Here is a 20,118-nt window from a genome sequence, read left to right on the forward strand (position 1 = left end):
GTAATGTTACAGCCAAAACGTACAAAATTCCGTAAAATGCACAAAGGCCGCAACCGTGGTTTAGCGCAAAACGGTAACAAAGTAAGCTTCGGTACTTTCGGTTTGAAAGCTACTGGTCGTGGCCGTATGACTGCTCGTCAAATCGAAGCAGCTCGTCGTGCTATGACACGTCACGTAAAGCGTCAAGGTAAAATCTGGATTCGTGTATTCCCAGATAAGCCAATTACGAACAAGCCATTAGAAGTTCGTATGGGTAAAGGTAAAGGTTCTGTTGAGTATTGGGTTGCTGAAATTCAACCTGGTAAAGTACTTTACGAAATGGAAGGTGTTTCTGAAGAGCTTGCTCGTGAAGCGTTCAACCTTGCAGCACGTAAATTACCATTCACAACAACTTTCGTAACTCGGACGGTGATGTAATGAAAGCTAGCGAACTAAAAGACAAAAGCGTAGAAGAGCTAAATGCTGAACTTCTAGGACTTCTTCGTGAGCAGTTCAACCTGCGCATGCAAGCAAGCACTGGTCAGTTAGCTCAAACACACACGCTAAGAACAGTACGTCGCGATATCGCGCGTGTAAAAACAATTATTAACCAGAAGGCAGGTCAATAATGAGCGATAAAATCCGTACTCTTCAAGGCCGTGTAATCAGCGACAAGATGGATAAATCTTTCACTGTTGCTATCGCACGTTACGTGAAGCACCCAATCTATGGGAAATTCATCAAACGTACGACTAAGTTACACGTACATGACGAAAACAATACAGCTCAAGCTGGTGACGTAGTTACTATCCGTGAGTGTGCTCCTATTTCTAAGACTAAGTCTTGGACTTTAGTAGACGTTGTTGAGCGTCCAAAGCAAGCTTAATTTTTAATTAAGTTTACTTACTAAAAAACCCCGGCTTTGCTGGGGTTTTTTGTATTTAAAACAACCTTCACTGCTTTGTGACGTGAGTCGTTAGCTCAGCGAGTAGGGGTTATACCCACCTGAAATAACACTGATACCAACCCGCAATAATACTTACTCATTTTGAGTGATTAAACCTGTTGCTACTTACGTTATAAATGTCTGATTTACGACTGCATGGAGGTAGGGGGAAATGCAGGATCAATTGTCGAGAACAACTAAATAACTAAATTTTTGCCTTGTTATCAAGGAATGGTATTACTCATTTAAAACACTAAACCTGACGTTCACAGCGTTATACTTTGTTCATTTAGCACAATTCAATAACCAAATTAGTGCCTTGCCACCGACACGTTTTGCACCTCAACATAGACCACTTAATTAAGCGAATTGCGACCAGTTAAACGGGATTTACTGTGTGCTAACCCCTTACGAGTTAACAATGAACTTATTGGGTTATTAAATACTCTTAGAATAAAAAACAAGGAGTGTTGGTGTTAAAGGGACGTTATAAAGCATGGGTGTTTTCGATTACACTTCATGTTCTCATACTGCTTATATTTGCTAAACATGCTCAGCGTGTCATTGTTGCGCCTTGGCTTGAACCTAAAGGTGTGATGCAAGCCTATGTTACCGTTGATCTCACGACCTTACCTCGTTTAAATATAGATGTAGAAAAAACGCCCGAAGAAAAAGCTAAGAGTAGCCAATTAGGTTCTGCGACAGAACCAAAATCAGAGGACACTGCTTCAGAAGTTGCTGAACAGCCGAGTTACGCAGCTATGAATGAAAGTACTTTAAGTCTGGCTGCTCAAACAAATTCCAGAGGAAGGACAATGACCAATGCGTCAACAGTCGCTACGCCAACAAAAGAGCCTGAAATCGTTGCATCAGAGGTATCACCAAGGCCATTTAAAAAGCTTAATCCTTATGCGCCATTACCTAACATGGATGTTGAGTACAACCAGTCGACCGCGCACGCGACAGGAAATTTACACTCAGCAACAAACAATGCGAGTGGAGTACGAATAACGAGCCCTAAAGAGTACTCAATTTCAAGCGAAGCCACGGTATTATGGGAAAATGGTGATGGTAGTCGACGCATCGAGATGCTGAATGGACAGTGTTATGGCATTGACTTTAATTCAGTGTTTGGTAAATCAGGCGTACCGAGTGGTTCACCCAGACCCTGTGAGGATAAAGAAGCGGCGTTGTTCAAGGAAATTATGAATAAGTGGAGCAAAAAATAAATAAAGTTCTTTACCTCAACTAAAGTTGAGCTTTTAAAGTGGCGTTTTTTAGAAGGACGTTGCTATGAATGCACTCGAAAACTACCTGTTAAGTCTGCAAATTAATTGCTACAACACCTCAGTCACACAAATCATCGACGTACAGAACCGTATTTTTCAGTCTCTTTTATCAGGAACTCATTACGCTGAGGCATTGTTAGTTGCACTCGATATTTCTCATTATTCAACACCGCAGCAGCATCAAAGCTTTATTAAAACAGGTGTTACATCAGCTTGGTTACCGTATCCGTGTTGAGCGGCAACGACATGATGTACTGTTTATTGAACACACACGTTTAGCATATACATTACATTTAGCGTGAGCTGTCATTAACTGGTCATGTTGCTGGCGTGAAATAACACTGTTTTAAGGAATAACATGGAGTGCCTTGGGTCATGCAACAACCAAACATTATTATTTTAGGTAATGGCCCTGTGGGTGCGCATATCGCAGCGAGCGTTAATCGCTGCCCACGCGTGGTTAGGTTTAATCGTTGTGCAGACATGCCAGCCCATTTAGGTAAGCGTTGTACTGATCTATGGCTAGTTGGGCGAGGCTATCAGGCGCATGGCTTACTACAGAGACCGCTTACAATACCACTCGAAGGGGCTTTCACAGGTTATGATCACCGATCCTAACCCTCATCCGTTGTTGCACTGCTTTTTTAAATTAATTCATCGAAAAGGCAAGATAGACTACGCTAATCAGTTATTTAAGATGTATGGTCTGCACTGTAAATGTGAACGTTTAAGCGCTCAGTTTCGACAATCATTACTCGCTCACTTGCTTACTTTAGGACCTGTAATACATCGACCTTATTGCCCAAGCTCTGGCACTCTAGCTATCGCTTTCTATTTATCGCAGTTTGATAAAATACATATTGCTGGATTCGCTTTTCGAGGATGGAAGCGTCATCCGTGGCATTTAGAAAAGCGCTATGTAGACGGGTTAATTGCGGCAAATAAAGTGGTTTTACTTGATTAAAAAAGACACTTAACTGACGTTAAGTGTCTTGCCTTAACGAAGTTACCAAATCATTTCTGCAAATTCAGGGTGATCAACAAATGGGTTACGATTTCCTTGGAATTCAAATGCGGCTTGGTTTCTATCAAGTTCAAGCTGACTAACAGGGTCGTCGTTATGCCATTTTAATAGCATCGCAATGACCCAGTTCTCGAACACCTGACTTGATGAGCCATTAAGCACAGCATTGCTATACGTTGTGTTGTTTTGCCAGTTAGCAATCACACTTTCATAGCGTGTTGCCATGTAAAAATAAGCCCGTGCAAAATCACCTTTAAACTCATCAATCGGTTCGAATACCGTACCTGAGTAATTTAATGAGCTAGCGGCACTGCCTAATTTGCTTCCATTACTAGAGGTGTAGCTTGCACTGGCGACTTCGCCGAAAGGGTAGTTACTGCGTTTTGAATTTACATAGCCATCAGTGGCAAAGATATGATGTACATCTGAATTCATGGGCTCAACAGTGCCACCAAACCAGCTTTTTGGGAACGAATGCTCGCGGTTATAGCAATCAGCTTCACTGTTGTAGGTACCGCACTGGTCGCTCACAGCAACATAGTTATAGCTGTCTTGGCCTGCTGGATTCTCTGAATAACGGTCTAAAATTGAGTTATCATTCTCAAAGTATTTATCACGCGATGCGAGGTCGTAAAATCCCCAAATAGCCGAATAACCTTGTGAGTTATGATCCTTAATTATGTTGTACAGTTCCGTTTTTAAAGCATAGCCTGTAAGGCCTTGAGTCGTTACATAATATCCTGTCGGTTCTGTTGGTGTGGTACCGCCGCCATTCCCGCCGCCAGTGTTATCACCTAAACTAAACGGTGTAGCCTCTGAGCTTTGGAAGCTTGCGCCACTGGCAAGCACAGTTTGACCTAAAGAAAGACTGTAGCTGCCATTACCGAATGAACAGCACATGCCATCACCGTAACTATCAAAAATAGTGAATGTGTAGTCACCATCAACTAAACAGGCTTGCTCGTTATAGTTCGTATTAGCAGCGTAGCTGCCGCCTGATGCTACTGTGCCGCCTTGAGCATTGGTAATTTGCCAACTGGTCTCTTCACCATAGTTGTCGGTGGTGAGGGTAAGAGCGACTTGGTTATCTGTACAGCCCCCCGCAGGTGGAGGCGGTGTGCCAGTGTTTGGCGCAAAGTTATCGACATAAACAACTTCGCTGCCATCAAAGCCCGTTACGTCGTAAAAACGTAATCCTACATCGATAGAGGTTGTTACTGATGCGGTATATTGATAGCTGATCTGTTGCCATTGATTTGTTAATGCTGAGTTTGAATAACCTTGGTAGCCATCAACGACAAGGCGTGCCTTCACCCCCCCTTCGGTATGATAAACCCACGCCGAAAACTCATAGCTTTCACCCGCAACGACATCAACCATTTGTAATAAATCAGTATTACTTTGCGTACCTGTATTCACTGTAACGCGAGCTGAGTAGTTACCCGAGTAAACCACATTACTGTTGCTGCTGAGATTTATACCACTGTCAATTGTGCTCCAACCTGAGGGGGCACCTGCTGACCAAGTTTCGAAATCAGCATTGTTGATATTCGCCATTGCTGAACTTGCTAAACACAGCAAACTGCTGGCTAGCATTATTTTATTACATGTCCCGTGTGACATTATTGTTTCCTTTTCATTGTTATATTGTCTGTTCTTAAAATGAACACAGCGAGTATAGGCTAAACACGGTATGTTGCAATAATGTTAATTGGCAAAGTATTTATTCGACTAAGTAAGCATTTAATCTGTTTTTTATAGTAAATATGAAAATTAATAACTAAATGGAATATCAAAGCAGATTCTATTCTTTTTTAATCGCGCGAGACCTCGTTATTCTTCACGCTCAGATAAACTTTTAAAAAGCATCGTTTGAGCTCTTTTAAAGTCGAAAAAATTGTTAGTGAAATGCCAGTAGCAAGGGGTTTCGCAGTTAACTTTCAGGGTTACGAGGAATAAATTCATGTTGTTGAGTCAACTAAATGCAGCGGCGAGCCCGCTATCGCAAGAGCAAGTACAAAAGCTGCAAGGCTTAGTGGCTGAACTTAATCCAATTCAGCAAGCGTGGGTAAGTGGTTACTTAGCTGCAAGTGCTAATGCGGGTGCATTAACAGGGGGCGTTGCTGCGGCTCCTGCTGCAGGCGATGCTGCACCACTCACTATTTTATACGGCTCACAAACAGGCAACGCCAAAGGTGTTGCAAGCAAATTAAAAGAGCAAGCTGAATCACGTGGATTAGCAGTAAAACTAGTCAATATGGCTGACTACAAGCCTACAGCCCTGAAAAAAGAAAAATTTATCACTGTTGTGGTATCAACATACGGTGAAGGTGAGCCACCTGAAGATGCAGAAAGCTTACATGAATTCTTAACCACCAAAAAAGCACCTAAATTAGATGGTGTAAAGGTAGCAGTAATTGGTTTAGGTGATTCAAGCTACGAATTCTTCTGCCAAACAGCAAAAGATTTTGAAGAGCGCTTCAATAAGCTAGGTGCAGAAACTATTTTCCAACGCGCAGACTTAGACGTTGATTACGATGACGAAGCTGCAAAATGGATAGACGGTGCGCTTGATGCATTTGAACCCGACCTAAAAGCACAGCAACAAACAAGCGGTGGTCAAGTGGTGGCAATGCCATTTGGTGCAGCAGCACCAGCAGCAAGTCAATACACCAAACAAAACCCGTTTGCCGCTGAGCTTAGTGTGGTACAAAAGATCACAGGCCGTGATTCAACGAAAGATGTACGTCATGTTGAGATTTCTCTAGAAGGTTCTGATATTACCTATACACCGGGTGATTCGTTGGGTGTGTACTTCTTAAATGACGAAGCGCTTGTTGATGAAGTACTTGCGCTTACACAAATCGATGCATCGAGCACGGTTAAACTAGGCGACGAAACGCTAAGCGTACGTGATGCACTGATTGAAAAGTTAGAATTAACGCAGTCTTACCCTGGCTTTGTTGAAAAATACGCAACAGCAACGGGTAACCCTGAATTATTAAAGCTTGTTGAAGATAAAGCGGCTATGCGTGAGTACATTGAGCCTCGCCAAATCTTCGATATTATTCGTCAAAACCCAGCAAAGCTTGACGCACAAACGTTAGTAGATTGCTTACGCAAACTACAAGCGCGTTTATATTCGATTGCATCGAGCCAAGCCGAAGTTGAAGAAGAAGTGCACTTAACGGTTGGTCTGGTTGAGTTTGACGCATTTGGCAGCGAGCACTTAGGGGGCTGTTCTGGTTATTTAGCGCGTCGAGCTGAAGAAGGCTGTAAGGTAAAAGTATTCAGTGAGCATAACGACAACTTCCGCTTACCAGTAAGCGACGAAACGCCCATTATTATGGTGGGACCGGGTACCGGTATTGCGCCATTCCGTGCGTTTTTACAAGAACGAGACGCCCGTGAAGCAAGTGGTAAAAACTGGCTATTCTTTGGTAACCCACACTTTACGCAAGACTTCTTGTATCAAGTAGAAATTCAAGGCTACTTAAAGTCAGGCTTACTCACTAAAGTGGATGTGGCATTTAGCCGTGACCAAGCGGAAAAAGTTTATGTTCAAGACAAACTACGTAAAAACAGCAAAGAGGTGTTTGCGTGGTTAGAAGCCGGAGCACACATCTATATTTGTGGTGATGCTAATCGTATGGCGAAAGATGTGCACCACGCACTGGTTGACATCATCAAAGAAAACAGCGGCAAAGATGATGAGCAAGCTGAGCAATACTTAAAAGATTTACGTAGCGCCAATCGCTATCAGAAAGACGTGTATTAATCACGTTTAAAGCTAACAGCCGTCACCGTAACAAATTTAGGAAATACCATGAGCGAACAAGACAAAAACGTAAAGCTTTCTGATAACGAGCGTTTGAAAAGAGAAAGTAACTTTTTACGTGGCACCATTGCACAAGATTTAAAAGACGAGATCACCGGTGGTTTTACCGCTGATAACTTCCAGTTGATCCGTTTCCACGGCATGTACCAGCAAGATGACCGCGATATTCGCGCTGAACGTGCTAAACAAAAGCTAGAGCCGTTACACAATGTTATGTTACGTGCGCGTATGCCAGGCGGTATCATCAAGCCTGAACAATGGTTAGCGATTGATAAATTCGCCGACGAGAAAACCAGCTACGGCAGTATTCGTCTAACAACACGCCAAACGTTTCAGTTTCATGGTGTGCTTAAGCCCAATATTAAAGGCATGCACCAAATGCTTGATAGCGTGGGCATTGACTCAATTGCGACCGCGGGCGATGTGAACCGAAACGTACTGTGTACGACGAACCCAGTTGAGTCAGAGCTTCATCAAGAAGCGTACGAGTGGGCCGCGAAGATTTCTGAGCATTTATTACCAAAAACCAAGGCTTATGCTGAGATTTGGTTAGATGGCGAAAAGAGCGAAACCACCGAAGAGCCCATTTTAGGCTCAACGTACTTACCACGTAAGTTTAAAACGACGGTAACGATTCCACCGAATAACGAAGTGGATGTACACGCCAATGATTTAAACTTTGTGGCAATTGCAGAAAACGGCAAATTAGTTGGCTTTAACGTGTTAGTGGGGGGGGGTCTTGCGATGACTCACGGTGATACAGCTACGTATCCACGTAAAGCAGATGACTTTGGTTTTATTCCACTTGAACACACATTGAAAATTGCTGAGCACGTGGTGTCTGTGCAACGTGATTGGGGTAACCGTTCAAACCGTAAAAATGCAAAAACCAAATACACATTAGACCGTGTTGGTTCGGATGTATTTAAAGCGGAAGTTGAAAAGCGTGCTGGTGTTAAATTCGAAGACAGTCGTCCGTACGAGTTTACGCATCGTGGTGACCGTATCGGTTGGGTTGAAGGCATTGATGGTAAGCACCATTTAACGCTGTTTATTCAAAGTGGCCGTATTTTAGATTACCCAGGTAAACCACTTAAAACGGGATGTCGTAAAATTGCTGAAATTCACCAAGGTGATTTCCGTATGACGGCAAACCAAAACCTGATCATTGCTGGCGTACCCGCTGATCAAAAAGCCGTTATCGAAGAGATTGCTCGTAATCATGGTTTAATTGATGACAGCCATACTGAGCAACGTAAAAACTCAATGGCGTGTGTGGCATTACCAACGTGTCCGTTAGCGATGGCAGAAGCTGAGCGTTACTTACCAAGCTTAATTGAGAAAACAGAAGCGCTCTTAGCGAAACACGGTATGGGTGATGACAACATTATTATGCGTGTTGTGGGTTGCCCGAATGGCTGTGGCCGCGCGATGTTGGCAGAAGCAGGGCTTGTTGGTAAAGGCCCGGGTAAATACAACGTGTACTTAGGTGGTAACCGTGAAGGCACGCGTATTCCTAAATTGTATTTAGAAAATGTTGGCGAAGATGTCTACCTAGATGCATTCGATAAGCTCATAGGCCAATGGGCGAGTGAGCGTAATGACGGTGAATGTTTTGGTGATTTTGTTATTCGCAAAGGCATTGTTGCTGAAGTCAAAGTTTCAGTAACCGATTTTCACGCATAATTTTAAAAGCGATACCGCTTTAAGGTTTGGAATTAACCATGAGTGAATTTAAAAACATCTTAACGATGAGCAAAGAAGACCAAACAGCCATGCTGGCTGATATTAACGGTCTTCTTGCTGAAAAAAGCGCTGAGGAGCGTGTTGCGTGGGCACTTGAAAACTTACCAAGTACACACTTTTTATCGTCTAGCTTTGGTATACAAGCCGCTGTGATGCTACACCTTGTGACATCGCAGCAGCCAGATATTCCTGTGGTACTGACTGATACTGGTTATTTGTTCCCAGAGACATATCAGTTTATTGAACACATGACAGAACGGTTATCGCTGAATCTTAAAGTGTACAAGTCTGAGCTCAGCCCTGCGTGGCAGGAAGCGAAGTTTGGTAAGCTTTGGGAGCAAGGAGAGGCGGGAATTAAGCAGTACAATCAGCTTAATAAAGTTGAGCCAATGACCCGCGCATTGAATGAGCTTAATGCGGGTACATGGTTCAGTGGCCTTCGTCGAGACCAATCATCGTCGCGTGCTGATAAACAAATAGTTGAAATTAGCCGTGGTACAGTGAAAGTATATCCACTGATAGAGTGGAATAATCGCGATATCTATCAGTACCTAACGAAACATGATTTGCCGTACCATCCGCTTTGGGAGCAAGGCTATGTGTCAATGGGTGATGTGCATACAACACGTAAACTCGAACCCGGTATGACTGAAGAAGAGACTCGTTTCTTTGGGTTAAACCGTGAGTGTGGTTTACACATTGATGGTGACGGTATTTAGTCCTAATTTCCTATCAGAAAATTCATAAAGCGCGACATCAGTTGCGCTTTTTTTATACCAAAAATGTATAGTCCATGGCTCAATCGAGTGAGAGAAAATCATGAGCCGTTTAGTTATATTATTCTTGTTGTTTAGTTCATTGTGTTTAGCCGATACGCTTCGTATAGGATTGCCTGATAGCGATTATCCTCCTTATCATTTTATGGCCGGTAAAGAAGAGGGCATTGTGAGCGATTTACTGAACCGTTTTGCAAAACAATATGGAGTGAGTATTGATTACTTTTATGTGCCAGAGAAACGTTCACAAAAAATGCTTGATGAAGGGTTACTTGATGGTCGAATCGAGTCTGTAGAGTGGTATGTTGGACAGAATCAATACTATTGGAGTGATGCGCTCGCGATGGTAGAAGATGTATTGGTCATGCCAAGTGGCTGCCATATTCCTATGATTGAACAGCTTGCCGGGTATGTGCTTATGGCGCGTTATGGCTACACCTATCCCCAGTTTGAACACTTATTTCAATCGGGTGATATGCACAGAGAGAATTTTTACTCAGAATTTGAAATGCTACTTGCCTTAATGGATTGGGAGCATAACCAACGCGTCGCAGTGATTTCTCGGGATGCCTTAACGTGGTATGTTGCTCGCAATAATGATTTTAAAAAGTTCACTGTGAGTGATTACTCTGTAGGCAAAGCGCCATTACAGTTACAGTTTGCGTTTGATGAACGTGGTAAAGAGACCAGCAAACAATTTAATGACTTTCTGAAAAATCTCAAATCATCAGGAGAGTTTACTAAGATAATGAATAACTACCAATAACGGATAAATTGGATCATGAAGCGATTTTGCTATCTTGCAGTAATGCTATTACTGACCAGTATTGTGCTGCTATTTTATATAAAAAAGCCCGATGGTCAGCCTTACTTATCGCTCAGCATATTGCAACGTTATTCACAACAAGTAAGTCATGATGTCACTCAAAGCGCGTCACAAAATGTTGAGTCGTGGGGTGTTAAAGCCGAGCAGCTTTTAAAGCAATTTAGCGAGCCTGATAATGATCATGCAGCTGTTGTGGTTTATAAATGGCAAGATGAACAGGGACAGTGGCATTTTGCAGATACTCCTCACCCACAATATGCGAGTACGTTGGTGACGTTAGACTCGCGAGAAATCACGGTGCTACCCGCAGAGAGTTTTCAAGCAGACCCCGAAAGCAAGTTAACTGATACACAGGTTAAATCAGCTGCAGATTCGAATTTATACGACCCTAAAAAAATACAACAACTCATACAAGATGCTGAGCAAGTAAAGCAGCAAATTGAGCAACGTAATAAGCAATTAGAACTCTAAACGTGCGTGTTTTTTGTGGTTAATTCGCTTTCAAGCTTCATTAAAAGAATGGTTAAATAAATCTTTGTCGGTAATGAAAATAATACGCCTACCGCGATACAAGCCGCACTGATCATAATGCCGTGAACACCTAGGCTTTCATCTAAATAGTTACTTGCTAACAGCGAGTGGCCTAAAATAATTAAGCAAATACCTAATATAATAAACACCTTAAGGGTTCTTATAATATTTTTTTCGGTCATTTTAAGCACCAACATTTAAAGTCGTAATTAAAGTGTAGGTGCTATCTGACTTAGACGGTTTGTTTTAAATCAAGTAATGATTGGTTACTTATTAAGCTTTACTGGGCCGTTAATATTGTCAATGCTTAAGTCGCCAGAACCAGCCTCAATGATAGCGAGTCCAAGGGTATCATTGACATAAATACTACCAGAGCCATCGGTGATGGTAACGAGCCCTTTTATGTGTCTTACATCTATATCACCAGAGCCGTCTTCGATAGTGAGCGCACCACCTAATGTTTTAACGCTAATACTACCTGATTCATCAATGATACGTGCTGGGCCTTGGCTATTCTCGATGCGAATATCTCCAGAGTCATCTTCAATATCAATACGGCCTTGGCCTTGGTCTATTATAATTGAGCCAGAATCGTCTTCTATGTTGATATTGCCGCTTACATTACTAATGTGAATGTCGCCAGAGTCATCATCAAGACGAATATTGCGACCTCCTTCAATCACAATGGATCCTGAGTCATCATCAATATTGATATCGTTTTGCATAGCACGTATGACGATATCACCTGAATCATCATCAATATCAAGTTTAAGCTGTGCTGGCACAGATACGATTAAATCGATATGAGGTGATGAGCCACTGTAAAACGACACGCTACCATTATTGAGCTTACTGATAAGCTCAACTGTGTCGCCGTGTTTTTCAAGTGTTAGCGTATAGGTTTCATCGCCTTTAGCCGCATAGATATTGGCATTCACTGTGATAGCTGTGGCATTGCTATCGCCTTTGATGATCAGTGAGCCTGCTTCGGCATCGATTTTTAACTGGCTTACATTTGCAGCCGAAACGCGTAAGTCTTGTTGTTTTTGTTCAGCAAACTGCTCCGCAGATACATGAATAACACAGCCGGTTAATAATAAGCTCGATGAGATGGCAGTTGCGCACATCGCGCGTTTGAATGATGCAATAGTCATATGGATTCCAAAATTATTGTGATTTTTATCTGGTTAGCATTTTGCAAATTATGATCCAAGTTTAACATGCTGATTTTTATGTGCTTTTCATTTTTTGTAACTAAGTGTGCTGGTCTAAACTGCAATTTATTGGTGTTTTAAACAAAAAAGGGGCTGAAATCTCAGCCCCTTAGTTAACTTAAAAGTGATTACTGCTCAGCCAGCATATTACGAAGTACATACTGTAAAATGCCGCCGTGTTTGTAGTAATCCCACTCTTTGGGTGTATCAATTCGCACATCAACACTAAAGCTAACTTGCTTACCTTCGCTGTTGGTTGCAATTACGCTGACTTCATTGGTTTTGTCGTATAAGCCTTCAAAATCAAAGGATTCTTGACCAGTCAAACCAAGCGATTCATAACTTTCACCCTCTTTAAATTGAAGCGGTAATACGCCCATACCAATCAGGTTAGAGCGGTGAATACGCTCATAGCTTTGCGCTATGACTGCTTTTACACCCAGTAATAAAGAGCCTTTTGCTGCCCAGTCACGTGATGAACCGGTCCCATACTCTGCACCAGCCAAAATAATCAATGGGGTACCGTCTTGTTGATACTGCATGGCCGCATCAAAAATGCTGGCAAGTTCATCTGTTGGTTGTATGCGTGTGACACCCCCTTCAGTGCCAGCAGCAAGTAAGTTTCTTAATCGTACATTGGCGAAGGTGCCGCGCATCATGACTTCATGATTGCCTCGACGAGAGCCATACGAGTTAAATTGTGCTTTTTCTACACCATGTTCTTGTAAGTACAAGCCAGCAGGAGCATCGGCTTTAATCGCCCCCGCAGGTGATATATGGTCGGTGGTGACTGAGTCTCCAAGTTTTGCTAAACAACGTGCTCCACTGATCGTGGGGATACCGGGCGGTTCTATTTCCATGCCATCAAAGAATGGCGCTTTTTTAATGTAGGTTGATGCGTCATCCCAGTCATAAAGCTTACCTTCAGGGATTTGGATTTTTTGCCAGCGATCATCACCTTGATAAACATTACCGTAGCTCGATGCAAACATCTCTTTGGTGACGGTATCACGCACTAACTCACTCACCTCACTCACACTTGGCCAAATGTTCTTTAGATAAATGTCGTTACCATTGGGGTCTTGTGCCAAGGGTTCATTGTATACATCAATGTCGGTGCGTCCCGCGATAGCGTAGGCCACAACAAGCGGAGGTGATGCTAAAAAGTTCATTTTTACATCTTGGTGGATACGGCCTTCAAAGTTTCGATTGCCCGATAAAATAGAGCTTACAACAAGTTTGTGCTTTTGAATTGCTTCACTTATTTCATCAGCGAGCGGGCCTGAATTACCAATGCACGTGGTACAGCCATAGCCCACAAGGTTAAACCCAAGCGCGTCTAAATCATCCATTAAATTCGCTTTTTTCAAGTAATCAGTGACCACTTGAGAGCCTGGCGCGAGTGATGTTTTAACCCACGGTTTTACTTTCAACCCTAGCTGTTTGGCTTTTTTAGCAACTAAACCCGCCGCCAGAATAACGCTCGGATTTGACGTGTTTGTACAGCTTGTTATTGCTGCAATGACACACGCACCGTCTTTTAACTCAAACTCTTCACCTTTAAAGTTAACTTTGGCTGCGCCCATATATTGCGCTTCGTTAACAGGATCATCCGGATTTGTTGTCGGACCTTCATCTTCGATACGTGCTTCTTGAGTATCACTTTTATCACGCTGTTGCATGCGCTCATTTTGGAAAGCTTTTAAGTGTTCCCCAATCACCTCGCCTGCTTTATCAAGGGCAATACGGTCTTGCGGACGTTTGGGACCAGCAAGACTAGGCACTACATCATCTAAAGACAGCTCTAATGTGTCGGTGTAATGTGCTTCGTCGCCTGGGTTTCGCCACAGTCCTTGGTGTTTGGCGTAGTCTTCGATTAGCTTCAGCTGTTTTTCATCGCGATTTGTTAAACGCAGGTAATTAATCGTTTCATCATCAATCGGGAAAATACCACATGTAGCACCATACTCAGGTGCCATGTTTGCGATGGTAGCGCGGTCTGCAAGTGGTAAGTCAGCAAGGCCATCCCCATAAAACTCAACAAATTTACCCACGACACCATGTTTACGCAGTATTTCGGTTACTGTGAGCACTAAATCTGTGGCGGTTGTGCCTTCGGGCAAGCGACCATTGAGCTTAAAACCAACCACTTGTGGAATTAGCAAGCTAATGGGCTGACCAAGCATGGCCGCTTCGGCTTCTATGCCACCGACACCCCAACCAAGTACGCCTAAGCCGTTAATCATTGTGGTATGCGAATCTGTGCCGACTAGGGTATCTGGATAAGCGAGGGATTGACCATTTTTTTGATCGTTAAACACCACACGGGCCAAATACTCTAAATTAACTTGGTGTACGATACCGGTTGCGGGTGGCACCACTTTAAGGTTATCAAAGGCTGTTTGTCCCCAACGTAAAAATTCGTAACGTTCTTTATTTCGTTCATATTCGAGCTTGGCGTTTAAGTCGAACGAGCCATCTTCTCCATAACCATCAACTTGTACAGAGTGGTCTATTACGAGTTCCGCAGGTGACAGTGGATTAATTTTAGCGGGGTCTCCGCCAAGTTTTTCCATGGCGTCGCGCATTGCGGCTAAATCAACAATCGCAGGGACACCTGTAAAGTCTTGCATCACCACGCGCGCAGGCGTAAAGGCAACTTCGGCGGAGGGTTTTGCTTGTGGATCCCAGTTTAGAAGTGCGTCTATATCTTGCTTTTTAATGTTTACGCCATCTTCGTTGCGTAATAGATTTTCTAACAATATTTTTAATGAGAAAGGCAGGCGTTTGGCTTTGTCACCAAGACCTTGTAAAGAGTGGATATGATATTGCTCACCATTAATCGTAAGCTGTTTTTGGGTATCAAAACTGTTATTCATTATTTGCCCCTGTGGTTTACGCAAGCAATGCTCGCTTTTTATGTTTCCTTTACGAGATATCTGCAAACTTAATACCAGCTATTAAAATTCACCGTGCTGATGAAAAAATATGCTATCTAATTATAGTTGATGCCGATGCAACTTATTTCAAGGGGAGAGAGCAATAAAAGAGCAGTAATTAGACAGCAGGTCATAACATAGACTGACGTTAAGTTAGCCAATGCTGCTGTTTTCCGTGATGGCTAACAAGCAACAATAATAAGCCAATTACAATCACGCAAAATGGCATTGCCAAAGCACTAAAACCAAAGAGGGCGAGGCTATCGATTACGATAAAGTTGTAATACTGCTGGACTAACACAGCGACAAACGAAATAAGAAACAACTCTCTCGCGAGGGCTTTTTTAGCAAGCAATAAAATGCTTGCTAAGCAGGCTGAAAACACCGCTATCGCAAAGGCAAGCGTTGACCACAGCGGGATATCACGGTATGCGGCTTGTTGATCGAGTGGTAATTGGTCAATCATCTCTGGGGTAATGAGTAGCTGCATAATAAGGGCAATTACCCCGAGTAGATTCCAAACTAATGCGGCCCAAGCAAGTGGTTTGAGCCAAGCGGGAGAAGTCATAAATCACCTTTATATTGTTATTATTAAGCACAATTAAAGGGGATAAATATTAACTAAGCAAGGCTAACCAAAAGAAATAGGGCGACGACCTGTTTTTTCGTCTACTTTAGGCTTTTTAGTGCGCTTACGTTTTTTGGCTGTTGATGCGCTGCTCTCTTGCGGGGCGTTCTGTCGTTGTTGCTCAGGTTGTTTTTCTGGGCGAGGGTTCGGTATTGCATCCTCACTTAAGGTTAATTGAAATTGCTCACCATCAAACGAAAGTACGTCGCCACTGTATAATTTTTTCCGTTTTATTGTACAAATTTCATAGTTAACTCCAACATAACCTTCACCGATTAAGGTCTTTGCTTGGCCACCTGTCTCAACTAAATCGAGCACTTTAAGTAAGTTACATAACTCTATTGGCTCTTCTTCAAGCTCAATTTCGATGAAATCTTCGTTCATGTTGGTCTCTCATAATTTAATCGCAGCCATTATAAAGCCTAGCACTGGATTGAACCAAGGTTAAATTTTTAAGCGCTTCACATACTTAAAAAATGAGCACAAAAAATAATGACGTATTTTGCAGAGTCGTAAGAAAACTGCAGTATTTCATAAGTACACTGCGCGCGTCTCGATATGGTGCGCTACTTGCTAAATGCAACGTCGTTTTATTTATTATTCGTTCAGGAGAAGTAGTCATGGGCGTTAGGTCAGTACTGAAAAAAGAACTAATGGGGTTAGACGATACATCGTTACTTGCAGCAGATGATGTGCGTGCATTATTAACCCAAACAATGAAAGCGCAGCCTGATAAATCAGAACAAGGCTTTGCATTAATTTCGCGTTTTAATGATAACCACAGCCAGCTTGCCTATGGAGAGGAGAGTAAAGAAGAGTTACTTGAGTATCAGGTTCACCGCTTATTTAAAGATATTCTTTACACTCGACGCAGTGTTGATAAATGGCTAAGTCACCATTTAAATTAGTTGATTAATCAGTTTTCCTCCAATAGACTACACTTGTAATCTATTGGAGGGAATAGTATGAACAGGATGTATATTTGGTGTGTGCTGCTATTGTTAGTTGGTTGCCAACAGCCAACTGTTTATGTTTATACAGAAAACTTAGACGCACAGCAGCAAGCTCAGCTCGATTTAGCCTTAAGTGCTCAGCGTTTACCTTATAAATACACGCAACTGAGTGTGCCGCGAGAGTTTGGCGACGCGACTTTGATGTTATCCGAAGATAAAATTTTGACTGAACAGACTGAGATCTTAGCTGGCATCATGCAGCGACTGGGTTATCAGCCTGAGATCAAATACACCACCGCCGCAAATCACTTTTACAATCATGGCAATATTGGCTTTTACTTAAAAGCACCGAGTGAGGAGGATGAAATTTCTCTGCCTAATCGTGTTTTCACAACACACTGCGATGAGGATAAGTTTAATGGACTGATGGTGACATTTACCGAGAAGCACGCCGAGTTTGTGCTTCCTGGCGGGACCCCAGTATCACTTAAGTGGGATTATCTGTACGGTTATCTGGTTATTTATTATAAAAACTATTCACAGACCTACAGCCATTCAACACCCTATGTAAGTACACCTTTTGGTGAAAAGCCAACAGATACCTATCGATATACTATTAGGGTTAATCAGCCTAGTTGGTTAAATTGCTCGTTGCAAATAGTCTATATGGACTAAAAAATCTTTACCTCAACTAAACTTGAGGTTTTAGCATGGCTGTCATCATTACTTATAAGGACATGCCATGCAAAACTACATTAAACATTATCTAAATTCTTTGGCTATTGATTACATTAATGAAGACAGAAATCTTGCATTGATTGAGCGTTTACAAGCGGCGCATTTAGCTCGCTATAGTTTCAGCAGTGTCAATGCATTACAGGCTAAATCACTGAGCCTTGATGACGATAAAGTGTTTTCACGTTTAATTAATTTACAAGAAGGAGGTTATTGCTTTGAACATAACAAGATCTTCTTTCTTGCGTTGGTCGCACTCGGTTTTGATGTTGAAATACTCATAGCGCGGGTGATGCTTAACGGCCGTGAAGAAAACCCTCGCTCGCACCGATTAACAAAATTGACACTCGAGGGTAAACACTATTTGCTCGATGTTGGCTTTGGGGTAAGTACACCGGTAATCGCATTGCCAATTGATCAGTCGTCACGAGTCAGTGAAGGTGTGAACTTATATGAAATTAGCCGACGTGACAGGCTAATTGATGTGAGGCAAGTTTTACCAAATGCTCAGCATTTATACCGCGTTGAACTGGCTCAATTCTATGAGAGTGATTGCGAAATCGCTCATTTCTATAGTCATCACCATCCAGACGCTGCATTTGTTAACAACCTTGTTGTATCTCGTATTGAAAAGGGTGAACGCTGGCTTATTCGAAATAATCTACTGCATTATTGGCACGAAACATCAGCAGTTCATACGCAACAGGTTATTCAATCACGTGAGCAATTACATACATTACTTACAGACACATTTCTTTTAAATGTAAGCAAAGCAACGTCTACATGGTTAATGGAGCGCTATGTATTAGCCGCGTGATTCGAGGAAGTTACTCAGTTTAATAATACGCTCACTCATGCCTTCGATGATGCGGTCTTTAATTTTTTCGCGTATCACGTTAGGCAAACGGGTGAGGGCTTCCGGTGTGATTGCCAGTAAAATAGTATCCACTTTAGCGCGGGCGCTAGTACTGCGCTCGCGATTATTGATAAATGCGCCTTCACCAATAAACTCACCCGGTTCAATGGTGCCGAGCTCAAGCAAATGGCTTTGCTTAAAGATGATTAATGAACCACTCAAAACAATATAGAGTCGCTTGTCATTATCAAACTGTTTAAATACAGCTCGACCTTGTTGTACTAAATACAAATGGCTGAAAGATTCTAATAACACCTGTCGTTCACTCAGGGTAAACTCCCGAAAGAACGCCAATCGGTTAATAATTTCCATCTGCTTAATAAGCGGAATATGTTCGATTAACTTCATTACTTACATCGTTTATAACGCAAAATTAGCTAATATTGCGCTCTTTTAACTTGCGGGTCAATGTATTGCGCCCCCAACCAATTTTAACCGCAGCCTCTTGTTTGTGGCCTGCACAATTTGCCAGTGCGGTTTTAATTAAACGAGTTTCCAGTTGAGCTTGAATCGCGGGCCAAATATTTTCTTTCCCTTGTTTAAGCTCGAGGTTTAACCATTGTTGGAAAGCTTCAAGCCAATCACCTTCTTGCTCTACAGGTTCTGCCGCGATAATTTCCGGTGGTAAATCTTGCTCACTGATAAGCTCTCCAGGTGCCATTACGGTTAACCAACGACAGGTATTCTCGAGCTGACGCACGTTACCCGGCCAGTTAAATAATCGCAATTGCTCGGTCGCTTTTGGGCTTAAAATTTTGCTTTCGACTTGCAGCTCTTTGGCGCTTTTATGGAGAAAGTGTTGTGCTAAACGTTCAATATCCTCTGTACGTTCACGAAGAGCTGGTAAGCGAAGACGCACCACATTTAAGCGGTGGAATAGGTCGTCACGAAACTTACCTTGTTTTACCAAGTCTTCTAAGTTCTGGTGGGTGGCGGCAATAATACGAACATCTACTTTAATACTTTGATGCCCGCCAACACGGTAAAACTCACCATCGGCTAAAACACGTAATAAACGGGTTTGTACATCCAGTGGCATGTCACCAATTTCATCTAAAAATAGCGTGCCGCCATTCGCTTGTTCAAAGCGGCCTTTACGAATACTGTCGGCCCCTGTAAACGCGCCTTTTTCATGGCCGAATAATTCTGACTCAACCAGTTCTTTAGGGATGGCAGCCATATTAAGAGCAATAAACTGGTTTTCTTTTCGTGGGCTATGGTTATGCAACGCACTGGCGACAAGCTCTTTACCAGTGCCTGATTCGCCATTGATTAAAACACTCATGCTTGATGCAGATAATTTACCTATTGCACGAAACACTTCCTGCATAGCAGGGGCTTCACCAATGATATGGGCATTGGTTTGCGGCGCTTGTTTGCGTCTGGTTTTCTTTGTGGAGTTTGCACGGCAAGCACTTTCAACTAAAGAAACGGCTTCTTCTAAATCAAACGGTTTTGCGAGGTATTCAAACGCCCCTTTTTGAAACGCATTAACCGCCGAATCTAAATCCGAGTGGGCAGTCATGATAATGACAGGTAACCCAGGGTTTTGCTCAGCGATTGTTTCTAGTAACGCCATACCATCCATACCTGGCATACGCACATCAGACACCAGCACGGTAGGCTGGCTAAACTTTAAAGCATTCAGCACTTCTTGCGCATTGGCATAGCTTTGAGTTTCAAATCCTGCTCGTGCCAGCGCTTTTTCTAATACAAAGCGTATTGAGGCATCATCATCAACTAACCACACTGTTTTCATGACTACTCCAAAAAAAACC

The 20,118-nt window shown here is 42.5% G+C and carries 23 protein-coding genes; 15 read left to right on the top strand and 8 right to left on the bottom strand.

From position 1 onward, the window contains the following. The first annotated feature begins 3 nt into the window (after positions 1 to 3). The 7 genes from rplP to IT970_RS01015 all read left to right on the top strand — a co-directional run bounded on the left by rplP (position 4) and on the right by IT970_RS01015 (position 3,178). Entirely contained in the window at positions 4 to 417 is a 414-nt protein-coding gene (gene rplP, locus IT970_RS00985; RefSeq protein WP_036974208.1) for a 50S ribosomal protein L16, read from the top strand. Next, complete coding sequence (rpmC, locus tag IT970_RS00990; protein ID WP_004588692.1) at positions 417 to 608, top strand: 50S ribosomal protein L29; 192 nt, start codon at positions 417 to 419, stop codon at positions 606 to 608. Before rplP ends, rpmC begins: the two co-directional genes overlap by 1 nt. Further along, entirely contained in the window at positions 608 to 865 is a 258-nt protein-coding gene (gene rpsQ / locus IT970_RS00995) for a 30S ribosomal protein S17 (RefSeq protein ID WP_036974206.1), read from the top strand. Before rpmC ends, rpsQ begins: the two co-directional genes overlap by 1 nt. 533 nt (positions 866 to 1,398) lie before the next feature. Further along, the gene (locus tag IT970_RS01000) at positions 1,399 to 2,154 is read left to right on the top strand and encodes a hypothetical protein (protein ID WP_036974204.1); all 756 of its coding nucleotides are present in this window, start codon (positions 1,399 to 1,401) and stop codon (positions 2,152 to 2,154) included. Between the two features lie 64 nt (positions 2,155 to 2,218). Beyond that, positions 2,219 to 2,449, top strand: coding sequence for a hypothetical protein (locus IT970_RS01005; protein ID WP_196857537.1), 231 nt, complete (start codon positions 2,219 to 2,221; stop codon positions 2,447 to 2,449). A gap of 140 nt (positions 2,450 to 2,589) precedes the next feature. Next, the gene (locus tag IT970_RS01010) at positions 2,590 to 2,832 is read left to right on the top strand and encodes a hypothetical protein (protein WP_196857538.1); all 243 of its coding nucleotides are present in this window, start codon (positions 2,590 to 2,592) and stop codon (positions 2,830 to 2,832) included. After that, entirely contained in the window at positions 2,816 to 3,178 is a 363-nt protein-coding gene (locus IT970_RS01015) for a hypothetical protein (protein ID WP_196857539.1), read from the top strand. Before IT970_RS01010 ends, IT970_RS01015 begins: the two co-directional genes overlap by 17 nt. 42 nt (positions 3,179 to 3,220) lie before the next feature. On the opposite strand, the gene IT970_RS01020 is transcribed toward IT970_RS01015, so the two are convergent. Beyond that, positions 3,221 to 4,861, bottom strand: coding sequence for an endonuclease (locus IT970_RS01020; protein WP_196857540.1), 1,641 nt, complete (start codon positions 4,859 to 4,861; stop codon positions 3,221 to 3,223). 340 nt (positions 4,862 to 5,201) lie between these two features. On the opposite strand from IT970_RS01020, the gene IT970_RS01025 reads away from it, so the two are divergent. From IT970_RS01025 to IT970_RS01045, 5 genes are all read left to right on the top strand, one after another. Beyond that, positions 5,202 to 7,016 (top strand): assimilatory sulfite reductase (NADPH) flavoprotein subunit, encoded by a 1,815-nt coding sequence (locus tag IT970_RS01025; RefSeq protein ID WP_036974194.1) that lies wholly within the window; start codon positions 5,202 to 5,204, stop codon positions 7,014 to 7,016. 48 nt (positions 7,017 to 7,064) lie between these two features. After that, complete coding sequence (cysI, locus tag IT970_RS01030; protein ID WP_196857541.1) at positions 7,065 to 8,762, top strand: assimilatory sulfite reductase (NADPH) hemoprotein subunit; 1,698 nt, start codon at positions 7,065 to 7,067, stop codon at positions 8,760 to 8,762. 38 nt (positions 8,763 to 8,800) lie between these two features. Beyond that, positions 8,801 to 9,541, top strand: a complete 741-nt coding sequence (locus IT970_RS01035) for a phosphoadenylyl-sulfate reductase (RefSeq protein WP_036974190.1) — start codon at positions 8,801 to 8,803, stop codon at positions 9,539 to 9,541. 100 nt (positions 9,542 to 9,641) lie between these two features. Then, complete coding sequence (locus IT970_RS01040; RefSeq protein ID WP_196857542.1) at positions 9,642 to 10,364, top strand: substrate-binding periplasmic protein; 723 nt, start codon at positions 9,642 to 9,644, stop codon at positions 10,362 to 10,364. 15 nt (positions 10,365 to 10,379) lie between these two features. Further along, on the top strand, positions 10,380 to 10,895 hold the full coding sequence (locus tag IT970_RS01045; protein WP_182396001.1) for a DUF4124 domain-containing protein: 516 nt from the start codon (positions 10,380 to 10,382) through the stop codon (positions 10,893 to 10,895). On the opposite strand, the gene IT970_RS01050 is transcribed toward IT970_RS01045, so the two are convergent. The 5 genes from IT970_RS01050 to IT970_RS01070 form a co-directional block, all read right to left on the bottom strand. Beyond that, positions 10,892 to 11,137: a hypothetical protein gene (locus tag IT970_RS01050; protein ID WP_036974184.1), complete on the bottom strand. Its 246-nt coding sequence runs from the start codon at positions 11,135 to 11,137 to the stop codon at positions 10,892 to 10,894. The two genes, IT970_RS01045 and IT970_RS01050, sit on opposite strands and share 4 nt — an antisense overlap. Positions 11,138 to 11,221: 84 nt before the next feature. Next, positions 11,222 to 12,109, bottom strand: a complete 888-nt coding sequence (locus tag IT970_RS01055) for a DUF4097 family beta strand repeat-containing protein (protein ID WP_196857543.1) — start codon at positions 12,107 to 12,109, stop codon at positions 11,222 to 11,224. Positions 12,110 to 12,297: 188 nt separating this feature from the next. After that, the gene (acnA, locus tag IT970_RS01060; RefSeq protein WP_036974180.1) at positions 12,298 to 15,048 is read right to left on the bottom strand and encodes an aconitate hydratase AcnA; all 2,751 of its coding nucleotides are present in this window, start codon (positions 15,046 to 15,048) and stop codon (positions 12,298 to 12,300) included. Positions 15,049 to 15,256: 208 nt separating this feature from the next. Continuing rightward, complete coding sequence (locus IT970_RS01065) at positions 15,257 to 15,676, bottom strand: hypothetical protein (protein ID WP_196857544.1); 420 nt, start codon at positions 15,674 to 15,676, stop codon at positions 15,257 to 15,259. A gap of 63 nt (positions 15,677 to 15,739) precedes the next feature. Continuing rightward, a complete protein-coding gene (locus IT970_RS01070) occupies positions 15,740 to 16,120 on the bottom strand; it encodes an RNA-binding S4 domain-containing protein (RefSeq protein WP_036974175.1) in 381 nt (126 codons plus the stop codon). 236 nt (positions 16,121 to 16,356) lie between these two features. On the opposite strand from IT970_RS01070, the gene IT970_RS01075 reads away from it, so the two are divergent. The 3 genes from IT970_RS01075 to IT970_RS01085 all read left to right on the top strand — a co-directional run bounded on the left by IT970_RS01075 (position 16,357) and on the right by IT970_RS01085 (position 18,241). Then, a complete protein-coding gene (locus IT970_RS01075; RefSeq protein WP_065978927.1) occupies positions 16,357 to 16,644 on the top strand; it encodes a hypothetical protein in 288 nt (95 codons plus the stop codon). Positions 16,645 to 16,701: 57 nt separating this feature from the next. Then, on the top strand, positions 16,702 to 17,364 hold the full coding sequence (locus IT970_RS01080; protein WP_036974172.1) for a hypothetical protein: 663 nt from the start codon (positions 16,702 to 16,704) through the stop codon (positions 17,362 to 17,364). 67 nt (positions 17,365 to 17,431) lie between these two features. Next, positions 17,432 to 18,241 (top strand): arylamine N-acetyltransferase family protein, encoded by an 810-nt coding sequence (locus IT970_RS01085; RefSeq protein WP_074989651.1) that lies wholly within the window; start codon positions 17,432 to 17,434, stop codon positions 18,239 to 18,241. Here the strand turns inward: IT970_RS01085 and IT970_RS01090 are convergent. Further along, positions 18,230 to 18,688 carry a cyclic nucleotide-binding domain-containing protein gene (locus IT970_RS01090; RefSeq protein ID WP_036974168.1) on the bottom strand — a complete coding sequence of 153 codons (459 nt, stop codon included), beginning with the start codon at positions 18,686 to 18,688 and terminating at the stop codon, positions 18,230 to 18,232. The two genes, IT970_RS01085 and IT970_RS01090, sit on opposite strands and share 12 nt — an antisense overlap. Before the next feature lie 25 nt (positions 18,689 to 18,713). Further along, a complete protein-coding gene (ntrC, locus tag IT970_RS01095; RefSeq protein ID WP_036974166.1) occupies positions 18,714 to 20,099 on the bottom strand; it encodes a nitrogen regulation protein NR(I) in 1,386 nt (461 codons plus the stop codon). Positions 20,100 to 20,118 lie beyond the last annotated feature (19 nt).

The organism is Pseudoalteromonas sp. A41-2, from assembly GCF_015767615.1.
GTDB classification, from domain to species: domain Bacteria; phylum Pseudomonadota; class Gammaproteobacteria; order Enterobacterales; family Alteromonadaceae; genus Pseudoalteromonas; species Pseudoalteromonas lipolytica.